14 protein-coding genes are annotated in these 12,765 nt (G+C 70.6%); 6 read left to right on the top strand and 8 right to left on the bottom strand.

Features of this window, described 5'->3' with window-relative positions:
- Window position 1: 1 nt before the first annotated feature.
- From ACFRCG_RS37340 to ACFRCG_RS37360, 5 genes are all read right to left on the bottom strand, one after another.
- Complete coding sequence (locus ACFRCG_RS37340) at window positions 2-1,423, bottom strand: GTPase domain-containing protein (protein ID WP_380039856.1); 1,422 nt, start codon at window positions 1,421-1,423, stop codon at window positions 2-4.
- Window positions 1,420-3,441, bottom strand: coding sequence for an Hsp70 family protein (locus ACFRCG_RS37345; protein ID WP_380039858.1), 2,022 nt, complete (start codon window positions 3,439-3,441; stop codon window positions 1,420-1,422). Before ACFRCG_RS37345 ends, ACFRCG_RS37340 begins: the two co-directional genes overlap by 4 nt.
- Before the next feature lie 385 nt (window positions 3,442-3,826).
- Window positions 3,827-4,339, bottom strand: a complete 513-nt coding sequence (locus ACFRCG_RS37350; protein ID WP_380039860.1) for a hypothetical protein — start codon at window positions 4,337-4,339, stop codon at window positions 3,827-3,829.
- A 182-nt stretch (window positions 4,340-4,521) separates the two neighbouring features.
- Window positions 4,522-4,893, bottom strand: coding sequence for a fic family toxin-antitoxin system, toxin component (locus tag ACFRCG_RS37355; protein ID WP_380039862.1), 372 nt, complete (start codon window positions 4,891-4,893; stop codon window positions 4,522-4,524).
- Between the two features lie 2 nt (window positions 4,894-4,895).
- Window positions 4,896-5,108: a hypothetical protein gene (locus tag ACFRCG_RS37360; protein ID WP_380039864.1), complete on the bottom strand. Its 213-nt coding sequence runs from the start codon at window positions 5,106-5,108 to the stop codon at window positions 4,896-4,898.
- A gap of 272 nt (window positions 5,109-5,380) precedes the next feature.
- On the opposite strand from ACFRCG_RS37360, the gene ACFRCG_RS37365 reads away from it, so the two are divergent.
- The 3 genes from ACFRCG_RS37365 to ACFRCG_RS37375 all read left to right on the top strand — a co-directional run bounded on the left by ACFRCG_RS37365 (window position 5,381) and on the right by ACFRCG_RS37375 (window position 8,539).
- Window positions 5,381-5,947 carry a dihydrofolate reductase family protein gene (locus ACFRCG_RS37365; protein ID WP_380039866.1) on the top strand — a complete coding sequence of 189 codons (567 nt, stop codon included), beginning with the start codon at window positions 5,381-5,383 and terminating at the stop codon, window positions 5,945-5,947.
- Window positions 5,948-6,173: 226 nt separating this feature from the next.
- The gene (locus ACFRCG_RS37370; protein WP_380039868.1) at window positions 6,174-7,517 is read left to right on the top strand and encodes a radical SAM protein; all 1,344 of its coding nucleotides are present in this window, start codon (window positions 6,174-6,176) and stop codon (window positions 7,515-7,517) included.
- The gene (locus ACFRCG_RS37375; RefSeq protein WP_380039870.1) at window positions 7,514-8,539 is read left to right on the top strand and encodes an aspartate aminotransferase; all 1,026 of its coding nucleotides are present in this window, start codon (window positions 7,514-7,516) and stop codon (window positions 8,537-8,539) included. Before ACFRCG_RS37370 ends, ACFRCG_RS37375 begins: the two co-directional genes overlap by 4 nt.
- Window positions 8,540-8,607: 68 nt before the next feature.
- Here ACFRCG_RS37375 and ACFRCG_RS37380 read toward each other — a convergent pair whose 3' ends face one another.
- The 3 genes from ACFRCG_RS37380 to ACFRCG_RS37390 form a co-directional block, all read right to left on the bottom strand.
- Window positions 8,608-9,423: a hypothetical protein gene (locus ACFRCG_RS37380; protein WP_380039872.1), complete on the bottom strand. Its 816-nt coding sequence runs from the start codon at window positions 9,421-9,423 to the stop codon at window positions 8,608-8,610.
- Between the two features lie 159 nt (window positions 9,424-9,582).
- On the bottom strand, window positions 9,583-9,981 hold the full coding sequence (locus ACFRCG_RS37385) for a hypothetical protein (RefSeq protein WP_380039874.1): 399 nt from the start codon (window positions 9,979-9,981) through the stop codon (window positions 9,583-9,585).
- 199 nt (window positions 9,982-10,180) lie between these two features.
- Window positions 10,181-10,324 carry a hypothetical protein gene (locus ACFRCG_RS37390; protein ID WP_380039876.1) on the bottom strand — a complete coding sequence of 48 codons (144 nt, stop codon included), beginning with the start codon at window positions 10,322-10,324 and terminating at the stop codon, window positions 10,181-10,183.
- Between the two features lie 167 nt (window positions 10,325-10,491).
- Between ACFRCG_RS37390 and ACFRCG_RS37395 the strand changes: the two genes are divergently transcribed.
- The 3 genes from ACFRCG_RS37395 to ACFRCG_RS37405 all read left to right on the top strand — a co-directional run bounded on the left by ACFRCG_RS37395 (window position 10,492) and on the right by ACFRCG_RS37405 (window position 12,696).
- A complete protein-coding gene (locus tag ACFRCG_RS37395) occupies window positions 10,492-11,481 on the top strand; it encodes an ArsR/SmtB family transcription factor (RefSeq protein WP_380039878.1) in 990 nt (329 codons plus the stop codon).
- Between the two features lie 185 nt (window positions 11,482-11,666).
- Window positions 11,667-12,338, top strand: coding sequence for a hypothetical protein (locus ACFRCG_RS37400; RefSeq protein WP_380039880.1), 672 nt, complete (start codon window positions 11,667-11,669; stop codon window positions 12,336-12,338).
- A 163-nt stretch (window positions 12,339-12,501) separates the two neighbouring features.
- Entirely contained in the window at window positions 12,502-12,696 is a 195-nt protein-coding gene (locus tag ACFRCG_RS37405; protein ID WP_380010577.1) for a hypothetical protein, read from the top strand.
- The last annotated feature ends 69 nt before the right edge of the window (window positions 12,697-12,765 follow it).

Here is a 12,765-nt window from a genome sequence, read left to right on the forward strand (position 1 = left end):
GCTACTCCCTCCGTCGGACCGGGTCACCCTCGTCGAGGGTCGGCGTCCTCTCGGGCTCCGCAAGGCACACGTGCACGACGATCTCCGCGACGTATCGGGCCAGGACGGATCGCTGAGGCAGCAACGCCCGCTCCTGCCACGCCTCCGCGACGGCATCGCGCGAGACCCCGGTCGGCTGCCCGCGCAGCACCCGAATCGCGGTGTGGCGCTCGTTCGGCGGCACATGCGCCAGCGCCGGGCTGTCCAACGCCAGTGCGGCCACCGACCGATCGACACGCGCGAACGCCTCGCTCGCGGTCAGTTCGGCGAGCCCGCGCCGTACCCGGCGTACCTGTGCCGCGCCCCACGCGGGAGCCATTCGCAGCAGCCGGGCCGTGACCGCGTGCACGGTGAGCGCGTCGCCGTGCGCGACCATACGATCGAGCAGCGCCTCCAACGCCTCCAGGCCGGACAATTCCTCCCACACGCGCGCGAGGTCGGCGACCCCGGTCACGCTGCCCGCCCGGATCGCGGGCAGCGCGGCGACCACGCCGAACGTCGTCGGCACGACCGCCTCCAACGTGTCCAGTTCCCACCGTTCGCGTCCCTGGTCCGCCCACATCGCCCGAAGCATGTCCCAGCCGTACGGGGCGGCCGCGGTCAGGATCGGATCCGCGGCGACCGCCGCGAGCACGTCGAGGTGCGCGGTGTCGAGCAGACCGCAGCGGGCGGTCTCGGCCAGTTGCTGACTCACCGCCACGGCGCACGCGCCCGGCAGGCCCGCGTCGTGCAGGAGGTTCTCCTCGATCCGCGGGAACGGCACATCGACCTCGTCGGCCTTCGAGCCGATCAGCACGACGTTGAGCCCCCGCGTGACGTCTCCGCCGGTGAGGTCGGCGAACCGCTGGAACCGCTCCCTGGCGCCGGCGCCGACCGTCGCCCCGCACAGGTACAACACGACGGTCGTCGACGCGGCGGCCCCGGTGGCTCCCCGCAACATCTCCTCGGTGCACTCCTGGGCGCCGGAGCCGGTGTTGACCCCCGGGGTGTCCACGAGGATCAACCGATCGGCCAGGGGAAACAGGATCGCCTCTTCGTGGCGGGATCGATCCGGCACACGCGACGGAGCCAGTGCCGGATGGCGGTACCACGTGACCCGAGCGGTGGTCTCGGCCCGGGCGGTCGCCGCGCGCTTGTTCCGCAACAGGGCGTTGACCAGGGTCGACTTCCCCATCGAGACATCGCCGGTCACCGCCACGCGCAGCGGCTCGCGGCAGTGCGCCGCCAGGTCGGCGAGGCCGGCGGCGGGCGCGCCGTGAAAGCCCGGCTCCCGGGCCAGCGTGTCGCACAGGTCGGCGAGCATCGTGCATGCGGCACCGGGCGGCCCGGGGCCGTCGGCGTGGATCCGCGGCGACCGGAGGTGCGCGGTTTCGGGCCGCGTCACGGCGTCAGTACCAACCGATCGAGGGCACGGCCGCGCCGGACGAGGAAGACGCCGTCGTCGGGGGTCGCCACCAGCTGATCGGGGGCACCACCGCCACCGGTGGCCAGTCGCGCCACGATCGCGCCGGTTCGGCCGTCCAGTGCCGTGAGGCCGCGGGCGTCGGTGTCGTGCGCCAGGACCACGGGGCGTCCGTCCAGGGTTCCGCAGCACAGGGTCGCGTCGTGGCCCGGGATCTCGGTGCGCCAGGACTCGGCGAAGAACTCCGGTGCGATCGTGTGGCCGCGTACGACGCCGTCGGCACGCACATGGATCATGCCGGCGGCGGGGTGTACCGCCACCGAGTGGGCATGCGGCTCGTGGGCGGCGGCGATCCGTCGCCCTTCGGGGAAGGTGTACCGGACGATCTCGTCCGGCCCCCAGACCACGAGCCCCGCGGGGGCGTCGACGAAGGCCATGCCCAGCACGGGGCCCGCGAAGCGGGGCATGGGGCGGCGGTCGCCCCATGAGCGGTGGAATCCGCGCAACTGGGTGCCGCCTTGCGCGAGTCCGTTCGACGACTCGGAGCCGGCGGCGACGGCCCACGCCTCGCGACTTCCCCGGATCGCCGCGGCGGTCACGTTCGGTCGATCGGGTACCCAGCGCGAGTGTTCGCACGCGAGTACGCTCCCGGTGCGTCCGTACGGAGACGACACGACGGGGTCCACCCGCCATCGTTCGACCAGTCCGTGCTCGGTACGGGAAACGATCCGCTGCCCGTCGGTGGCCAGGTGTCGATGCACGTCCGGCGGGCCGCCCGCGTCGAAGACGCCGAGTTCCCGGCCGTCGGTGTCGAGGACCCGGATCAGTCGCGATCGGCCGCTGTAGGCGACGCGTCCACCCGCGAGCGCCACCACGTCCGTCGGCAGGGCGATCGTGCCCCACGAGCGGGCCACGAGGCGAGGCGGCCGGATTGCGGCGGCCGCGCCCAGCGCCACCGTGTGGCCGGGTCCGACGGGCCCGTCGAAGGTGACCGGTTCGGCGCCGGCGGCCCGCGCGATGTCCAGCGCCAGTTCGCGCACTCTGGGGACCTTCGTCGAACCACCGGACAGGATCACCAGTTTGACCGGCGTCGTGGCGGACACCGCGTCCACGGCTTCCCGCAGGAGACTCACACACGGGCGCAGTACGGGGTTCAGCGCCTCCTCGAACCTGTTTCGGGTCAGGACCACGTCGGGCACCAGCGGGTCGTCGAACGCGAACTCCGCGCTCTCGTCGGTGGAAAGCGTCTCCTTGAGCTCGCGTGCCGCCGAGGCCATCCCGTACGGCTCGCTCACCCGCAGTGCCTCGACGCGATCGCGGGCGGGCTCGTCGAGCCGGGTGGCCAGGGCGGTGAACACGGCGTCGTCGAAGTCGTCGCCGCCCGTGGACAGTCCTCGGGAGAACACGGTTTCGAGGGTTCCGCTCGGCGGTCGGGAAAGTACCGCCAGGTCGAAGGTGCACGCTCCCAGGTCGAAGACCGCGACCGGCTCCGGGGAGCGTCCGGTGTGGCGGAAGTGGAAGTGGGCGACCGCCTCCGGCTCGGTCATCGTCGTCAGCGGGGACTCGATCCCCGCGTGACGCGCCGCGGTCGTGAGCGCGCGCACCTCGGGCTCGGCCCAGGAGACCGGGTGCGTGAGCACCAGCCGGGAGGGCGGCGACCCCAGTGTGGCGCGCACGGCTTCGTACGCGTGCCCGAGAATCGCGGCCATGCCGTGGACCAGGGGGAAGCGGATCCCGCGCCCGACATGGACGGTGCGCTCCGCGGGCGGCACGGGACCGGCGGCGAGCACCCGGCGCTTGAGTTGGGTCACCAGTCGCAGCGGATCCTGTCCGCCGATCGCGAGCGCTCGCGCGCCGACCTCGAAGGTGCCGTCGGGCATGAGGTATACGGCGCTGGGGAATTCGTGGAAGATCCCGAACGCGAGCAACCGCGGTGCGGTGTCGCCGATGCGTACGGCCGCCTTCGTGGCGGATGCCCCGAAATCGATGGCGGCGATCACCGTCGTCCCCCTCCCGAGGAGGTGCGCCTTTGCCGGTGGCCGGGTCCGCGCCCGTGGGTGTGGCGGTGCTCGGGAAGGCGCTCGTGTCGATGCCTCCTCGGGCCGCGGCGGCGCGCGCGGCCGGATCCGATGTCCTTGGCAGTGCCGTGCACTCGGCCCCCCACCCCTGCACCCGTGGGCGTTCCTTGCCGGGAACGACCGGCCCCACGGGCGCAGCGAAGCGACAACGATGCGGATCTCCCGGCCCGAAGGCACGGGTGTCCCGAAATGACGGTAGCCCTCGAACGGAGGGAATGTGGCAACTCCCGCCGACATGCCTCGAATCGGCGGGCCCGGGTGTCGGCCCACCGCGTGTGGCGGCGGCGGCCGGGGCGGAGTCGGGGAGTCAGGGGCCGCTCTTCAGGTCCGCGTACAGCACGATCTGCACGGCCAGGACCGCGACCGCGACCGCCTCGAAGGCCGATGCCACCACGAGCGCCGCATGCGTCGGCCCCGAGACCCAGTACACGATCAGGGAGACGAACGACGGTATGCAGAAAGCGAGTTGATCGACTCCGAGCTGGAGCAGCTTGCGGGACGCCCGGCGTGGATCGCTCCGGTGCGCGGTCTCCCAACCGAACACGGGGTCCCGCGTCCCCGCCGCGGCGCCGAGCCGGGGCCCCAGATCCTTGCGCACATAGCGCCCGATCGCCGAGATCTTCTCGTCGTTGATCAGGTAGGTCCATCCGAGCAGTACACACACGGGCGGCAGCAGCAACAGCACGTCGGTGCGCCCGTCGCCCTTGAACGCCGCGGTCAGTACGGCGGCCACCGACACCAGCGTCGCGTAGAGCAGGTTGTCGCGAAACCCGATCCGGGCGCGCTGCTCCTCTTTGACCGCCTCGTACTCGGCGACCATCAAGGCCCCCGCGCCAATGCCCTCATTCGCCAACGCAGCCCCCCTCGCCGCCGGCAACGAACCACCGCGAATGACCGTTGCCCGGGCGCGAACCCGGCAAAACCGAACCGCCGCGGCCGCGGCCCCGGGTTCGCCGGCCGCGGCGGGTGCTCCGGACGTCGGCCCGGTTCCGGCCCGTGGGTTCAGTCGGTGGTTTCCCAGGTTTTGAGGACCGCGGCGACGCCGGCGGCGGTGGAGGAGGCGCGGGTCAACTCGTCGGCGAGCGCGGTGACTCCCGTCTGCGTGAGCTTGACCGACACGCCGCACGCCAAGAGGTAGCCATGGGCCACCGCGACGGCCACGCGCAGGTTCGAGCGCTCCAGCCAGCGCATGCGGCCCAGGCTGTGCGCGAGCGCCGCGGCCTTGGCGTAGGGGCCGTGGTAGACGTCCTGTCCGGCGATCATCGCCCGATGCCGCTCCACCGCCGCGACCGGCACCCCGTAGTCGTCCGGGGCCGGATCGTCGTGCCCCGCGCGACGTGCCACCTCGAGGATCCACGACAGATCCACGCTCACGCTCACCCGCGCGCCTCGATCCCGTCGAGGAGGTCGCCGTAGCCGTCCAGGACCTCCTGCGCACCCGCGAGGAACACCTCCCGCAGCCGCTCGTTGTCCGTGCGGATCAACTGCTCCACGTACTCGTTCACCGCCATGTGCCGGGTCTGTGCCGCCTGCCGCGCCATCTCCGCCGCGGACTCCTCCAGCCGGAGATTCACCTGCGTCTTCGCCATACCGGCAAGCTACCACCTGATAGCAACCCGGGGAATCGAGACGAACTCCCGCGACGGCACCGTCGGCCCCCGCGCCTTTGCGGGCCGGTGGCGGCAATGGCGATCCGCACCCGGCCGGGCAATGGCGAGGTCGGCGGTTTGCCCGAGTCGGCCGGGTGCACCACGCTGGGTCCGGGGCACGAGGGTTGCCCGCGAGTCCGGATCACGTACCGACGAGTTCCGCGCGCCGCGGCGGTCCATACCCCGGACACCCACGAACGGAAGGCCGCGCCGTGCGAAAACTGATCTACGGCATGAACCTGACCCTGGACGGCTACATCGCCGCGGCCGGGAACGACATCGGCTGGAGCGGACCGCCGAGCGACGAGTTGTTCCAGTGGTGGCTCGACCACGAGCGGGCGAGTGACCTGTCGCTGTACGGGCGCAGGCTGTGGGAGACGATGAGCTCCTATTGGCCGACCGGCGACCAGCAGCCGGGCGCCACCCCGGCGGAGATCGAGTTCGCGCGGAACTGGCGGGACACGCCGAAGGTGGTGTTCTCCTCGACGATCCAAACGGTCGACTGGAACACCCGCCTGGTCACCGGCGACGCGATCGCCGAGATCACCCGGCTCAAGGCCGAGGACGGCGGCCCGATGACCATCGGCGGGGCGACGCTCGCCGGGGCGGCCATGCGGGCCGGGCTGATCGACGAGTACATGATCGCCGCCCATCCGATCCTGGTGGGCGGCGGCACGCCGTTCTTCACCGCGCTGGACAGCTGGGTGAACCTGAAGCTGGTGCAGACGCGGACGCTTCCCGACGGCGTGATTGTGACCAGGTACGAGACGAGGCGCTGAGCAGCACCGGATGCCGGGCGAGGCGGCGCGAGCCGGACGGTTGCCTTGTCGTTCGAGAACACGGTACGTGGTGTGAGGGGTGCCGGGCGGTCATCGGATCCGGGACAACAAGGCGCGCCGGTGGTGGGCCGACCCGTACGAGCTGTGTCACTTGCCGGCCTCAGGACGTTCCCGCGGTAAAAAAATCCACCCGGGTCAGGCGGCCCCGTTCATGCATGATGACCGGATGAACCACAGCGACGACCAGCGCTTCCACGTCATCGTCTTGTCGAACTTCGCGAAGGGCTTCGACAAGTACGCGTTCGCCTACGGCAAGGCGGGAATTCCGGAGAGTACCCATCCCGACCGGTTCCACCTGCTGACCCGTACGGAGTTGGAAATCGGCATCGGCAAGGCGCGACGCCTGTTGGACCGTCTGGCCATTCCGGGCGATCGGCTGCTGGTGCTGGAAACCACGGTGGCCCCCGACACTTTGGTGCCCAACGTGTCGACCGGCCTCGGCATGGAACTGCACGAGCCCCGCATCCGGTTGTCGGCGGTCCACGAACTCGACCAGGCGGGCGACGAGTTCACTCTGCGTGCGACAACCGTCGAGGATGCGATGGCGGCCTCCCTGCACCTGCACGGTTCGACACTGCGTCGCTACGCCGACATACGACCGCGCTCGGTTTCGTTTCTGCCGGTCGCATCCGCCTGCCAAGCCCGGTGTTCGTTCTGCTTCTCCGCGGCTTCGATCTCCAGCGATCAGGCGCCGGCACGGGTCCCATGGGACGCGGTCGAGCACTGGCTGGCGCGTGCCCGTACGGCGGGTGCCGAGCGTGCCGTGATCACCGGCGGCGGGGAGCCCACGCTCATACCGTTCGAACAGCTGCTGCGACTGATATCCGCCTGCTCGGCGGCCTTCCCCAAGGTGGTCCTGATCACCAACGCACACACCCTGGCGAAGGGCCCGCACGCCGACCGGGCCGACCGTCTCGCGGCCCTGAGCGCGGCGGGCCTGAGCGTGTTGGCGGTCTCCCGACACCATCAGGACGACACCGTCAACGAGCGGCTGATGATGCTGCGCACGCCGGTGAGCTCCCTGATCGACACCTGGTGCGAGGGACGCGACCGATGGCCGGGCCTGCGGATGCGGTTGATCTGCGTGCTCCAGCACGGAGGCGTCGCCGACGAGGCCGACGTCGCCGACTACCTTTCGTGGGCCGCGGCTCTCGGTGTCGACGAAGTCTGCTTCAAGGAACTCTACGTATCCACCAGCACCGAGTCGCTCTACTTCGACCGCGCCGCCAACGTCTGGAGCCGAGAGCACCAGGTTTCGCTGTCCGTTGTCACCCGCTTCGCCGAGCGGCACGGCCTCGAACCGGCGAGCCGCCTGCCCTGGGGCGCGCCGGTCTACCACGGCGGCTGGGACGGACGGCCCATGCGGATCGCCGCGTACACCGAACCCAGCCTGCTCTGGGAACGCGGCAACGGGATCGCGCGCAGTTGGAACGTCATGGCCGACGGACGCTGCTACGCCTCCCTGGAAGACCGGGCCGGCGAGATCGTGGCGGAAGGTGCGACGGCATGAGGTTCGACGTGTTCCAGGAATTCCGGCAGCGGCAACTCCGGTCTTTCTCACCGCTGTTGGATGCCGCCGAGACCAACGTGTACCGGGCGCTCGCTCCGCTGCGACCACAACCGCCGACCGACACGCGTACGGTGCACCGGTGCGATCTCGCCGGTGCCTGGCTGCGGCGCTTCGAGTTGCCGGAGGAGTGGTCCGGCCACGCCATGGTCTGTCGAGGGGTCCGGCACGGGCTCGATGCGGTGTTCCATCGGCTGCGCGCCGTGCAAGCGCGGTTGTGGCTGCCCGGAGACGTGTATCCGGTCTACTTCGAACTGGCCCGCGCCGCCGGGCTGGCGCCCGCGTCCTACCCGACGCTACCGGCACCGGTTCTGCCGGAGTCGCCGGCGGACCACCGGCCCGAATACCTGCTGCTCGCCAACCCCGCCAAGCCGCTGGGCCGATACCTGTCCGATGCCGAGTGCGCCGCGGTGATCTCCTGGTTGCGGGTGTCACCACGCCGCCGGCTGCTGATCGACAGCGTCTACGACCTGGGCGCCCCGTTCGCCGCCGGTACACGGCGATTGCTGGAGACCGGTCGTGCGGTCCTGCTGCATTCGGTCACCAAGGGATGGTTGTGGCCGCGGACGTTCGGCGTGGTCCTGCTGGGCCCCGCGCACGCCGACCTGGCCGAAGCGGCCGAGGCGTTGCGGGCGGATCCGCCGACGCCGGCACAGCTGAGGCTCGCCGACCGTTTGCTGACCGAGCACGACGACGTACCCCGGCTCGTCGTCGACGAACTGACCGCACGCGCCGAGCGGTTGTTCGAACGACTGCCGGACGAAGTGCTCGGCGCGATTCCCCCGGCGAGCCGGACCTGTCCCGGCAACTACTTCTTCCCGGTCGACATGCCGGCGCAGACGCTTCGGCGCGAGTACGGCGTGCTCGCCGTGCCGGTCGGCGTGTTCGGGGAGAGCGGTTGGCCCGGCTCCGTCCTGACCAGCCTTGCGGACACGTTCGGCCCGACGCCGGCGGTGACACGATGAAACCCCCTGCCCGTCTCGACGTCGTGCAGCGGTACGGAGACTAGGCCGTGCGAGGCGGTGTGTCGTCGTCAACCGTTGCGGTCCAGGTACTCGAGGAAGATGGACACGTAGGTGCGATCGGTGACCTGTGAGCAGCCGAACGTGGCCGTCGCGGCGTCGACTTCGGCCTGGTGGAATCGCTGCCACCCGGGACTCCTGGCCGCCTGCGCCGCCAATCGATCCTGCGGCAACGTCGGGCCGCCGCCCCGGACATCCGTCATCACCGACGCATAGTCCTTGCGTAGGGCTTCGATGAGCGAGAGACGGGATTCGGCGGGGTGTCCGGCCGCCGCCGCACACGCCCTCCAGTCCCCGAGCGCGGATCGATAGCGCGGATCGTGTTGCACCGCGTCGTCGATTCGCGCCCATTCGGCGTTGGCCCGTGCGATGCCGTACTCCCTGTTCGTCGTACGCTGCGCGTGGTCGACACACCCCGACAGGCGGGCGTCGTAGGCCTTGAGATCGGCGGTGGACAGGGTCTTCAGGTACGCGTCGTCCGCCGTGGCCGGGGCGAAATGGGGGAAGACCGAGATGCCGAAGCCGCGCTCTCGCGCGTAGTCCGAACTCGAGAAGTCGGACGCGTCCTCGATGTCGACCACGCTGCGCGGGTCCTTGGGGGTGTACCGCAGGTGGTGTGAGGCCATGCAGGCGGAGGTCAGCGCCTCCGTGCGGGCGGCGACCTCCACCTCGAACCGGTCGGACTCCGACTGATCGGAGGCGTGCGCCAGGATCAGTACGAAGCGGCGGGTCTCGGCCTTCGCCTGTGCGCTCTGGCCGGGTTCGTCCGACGGCCGCAGCACGAAACCCGCCGCGACCATGGCGACCACGCTCGCGGCTGCGGCCACCGGAAGAACTTTGCGTATGCCGGGCATTGTTCCCGTCCTCGCCTTCCGAAGAGGATGTGCCCCGGTGCGGTCCGCGCGGGACATGCACCGGGGCGTCCGCTCACGCGCTCACGCGGGCACGTGCTCACGCGGGCACGTGTTCACGTGCTCACGTGCGTTTCACCAGTTGCCCAGGTCGACGGCCACCTGGTCGAAACCGCGGTTGTAGGTGCCGTTTCCGGAGCAGTCGTAGTGCGAGGAGTTCGTACCGTTGCGGGCGACGATCGAGGACTCGTACCAATTCCCGGTGCCGTTGCCCCGGAGGCAGTGGGCCATGTCCTTGCCGCCGAGCCCGCCGCTGACCCACACGAACGACTGCTGGTAACGCTGGTAGCGGCTGTCCCAGTTGTTGGTGGTGAACTGGTATTGCCCGGTCTTGCCTTCGACGTCGTAGGAATTGTGTTCCTCGACGCTGTCGGCGTAGATCACCTTCGCCTCCGCTGTGCCGGCGGTGACGCCGATGGTGGCGCAGGAAATGGCGAGCGCCAGCACGCCGAGAATCTTCCGGTTACGAGACATGGTTGATCGGTACTCCTTGTGTGATGTCGGATTGCCGATGGGACCCGGTGCGGTGTGCCCCCCGCGCCTTGTGGGGCAACGGATTTGCGACGTCGGTCCGAAGGATCGGCGTCTTCCCGAGCGCGCCGGTACCGTGGCATCGAACGCGGGCGGGGAGCGTGCGCGGGAGCGGGGGCGGGCGTGGAAGTGGTCGGCCCGCCTACAGGCCGTACTCGATGGCTGTGGCGGCGATCGTGTGGGCGAACCCGTACTCGATCGTCGTCGCTCTCGGAGAGGCGGTGGCGCAGGCCACGGCCACGGCGAAGGCGAGGATGGCGCACACGATCCATCGACCAGGATTCATGACCGTCCTTCCGATGCCGGCGGCACGATCACGTCGACACCGGGTGGGTATCGGCCGTGCCGCCTTCGAGAGAGCCCGTTCGAAGAGATGGTGCGCCGCCGGCCGCGGCGGTGCCCAACGATTCGACAGGCATCGACACTTGCCCCTCGACGACCCGGAGAGGTGTCATGATTCGTATCGATCTGTCGGCGGACGCCCTGGCGCGCAGCCGCTTCGCCATCTCGCCCGTCACCGTCACCGCCGACCTGCTCATGGCCCTGCACGAGTACCCGGCCGGCGTGCCGCGGGGGATCCGGGAGCGGGCCGTGGCGGCGCTGACCGGGGGCGGGTTCGGGACGCTCGCCACGCTCGGGGCCCCGGGTGCGCACGGCTATTGTCCGGACTTCCTGCGTCCGCTGCCGGCGGCGCACATCGGGGACCTGGACGAGGAGTTGCACACGATCACCTCCACCGGAACCGATCGGATCCGGCATGAGATCGCCATCATCTCCGGTGGGGGGAAGTTACCGGGCAGGCTCGCCCGCGCGACGGAGCAGGGCGAAGCGGACCTGATGCAGACCGCCGCGGATCAACTCGCGCGGCTGTTCCGGCTCGTCGTCGCGCCCGATTGGCCGCGGATCCGCGACCGCCTGGAGGCCGACATCGCCTCCCGGGCGCGTGCGGCGGCAGGCGGCGGGCTCGTGGCCGCGATCGACAATCTCGACGCGTGTGTGCTCTGGAACGGCGGTGGGATCGACATCGGGTTGCGGTATCCGCATCCGCGTGGGGCGCGTCTCGCCGAGCCGCGCCTGATCTTCCAACCCTCACCGTGGTTCCGTCGCACGCGGTTCGCCATCGATCCCCCGGGATCTCCCGATCGGCGCAGCCCGATCATTCACTATCCGGCCAGGCCCGATCGGCGCACGGGGCGCGACCAGCGGGGCCGCAAGCCGGCCGCGACGGGACTCGGCGAGGTGATGGGGGAAACGCGCGCGCTGATCCTGGCCGAGACGACCGTCGGTGCCACGACCGCCGAGGTCGCCGTCCGACTGGGCGTGGCCCGCTCGACCGCGTCGCATCACCTGCAACTGCTGTACCGCGCGGGGTTGGTCGATCGACGGCGCGACGGCAAGCACGTGGTGTACCGGCGGGAGAGGCTGACGGCGATCGACGAGTGACGGCCGGGGAGATGCGACTCGGAGTCCGCGAGTGCTCGTCCGTGGGGCGGCGGTGCGGCTGCGGCTACCCTGCGGGAATGCCGTACGAACTCAGCGCACTCGTCGGGGGTTTCGACCTGCTCAGGAGCCGGACCCCTGGGATCGGGGAGGCGGTTGTCGCCCCGCTCCGACGTCGGTTGGGGCTGATGCCCGCCACCGAACGAATCTTCGACGAGCCGGACGGGCCCACCGGTCGACCGCGCGCGGTGATGTCCGCGGCTCTCGAGCAGACCCTGGGGCACTGGTCGCGCGGCGGGCCGATCGCGTGCGTGGAGGCGGACTTCCACGGAGGAGACGGATACCAGACTGCCGCGGTGTGGCGAAACGGGGCGAGGGTGTGGGGTCCGGTCCATGACCGGGACTTCACCGGTCCACGGGAGGAGTGGCCGATCAACGCCGCGCTCGCCCTGCTCGATGTCGTTCCGTCCGGCATCGAGGGGGCGGACCACCACGACCTGTTCCTGGAGGTGGGGCTCGGTCGGGAGCAGGACACGCACGGCTGGCGGTCGGCCGGACGGGCCGCGCAATGGGCGGCGACCTACGACGAGTGGCATCGGCGGCGGTCGGCGGAGGATGCGAGAACGGCGCGCGCCGCGGCGGAGTTCGAGAAATCCAGGAGACTCCCGAACGTTCCTTTGGCTCTGGACGGCAAGGCGATCATGGCGCTGCTCGGCATACCTCCGGGCCCACTGATCGGTGCCGCCACTCGCCATCTACAGGATCTGCATCTCGAACACGGCCCCCTGTCACGCGAAGAGGCCGCGACCCGCCTGCGAACCTGGGCCGCGAAACAGGAAACGCGGCGGCGCGGCCGGTGATCCGCCTCGGTACAGACCGTTCCCCGACGAGCCGGGGAAGCCGGCCGCCGACGACATCTCGCGGCACGCGACATCGCCCCCGATTGGGTCAATGTCCTAGTTCGTGGGGTTTTGTCTGGTGTGATCGTGCTTCGAGATTCGAGCACGAACCTTGGGAGAGATCATGCGTATTCGTACTGTCGCCGCGGCCGTCGTCCTGACCGGCATCACCGCGATCTTCGGGGCCGGCACCGCCCAGGCCGACGCCTTCGGCGGCCAGGAGTCCGCGACCATCGTCGCGTTCGGCGAAGGTCATCACGGTCAGGGCGAATTCTTCCTGGTCGGCGACGCCGACCGCGCCTTCGGCTTCGCGGGCTAACCGAGCAACACCCCCCCCGGGGGGCCGTAAGCGGGTCGCGGACGGGCGCCGGTCGGCACGACACCGGCG

This window comes from Embleya sp. NPDC056575 (assembly GCF_042793325.1).
Taxonomy (GTDB): Bacteria; Actinomycetota; Actinomycetes; order Streptomycetales; family Streptomycetaceae; genus Embleya.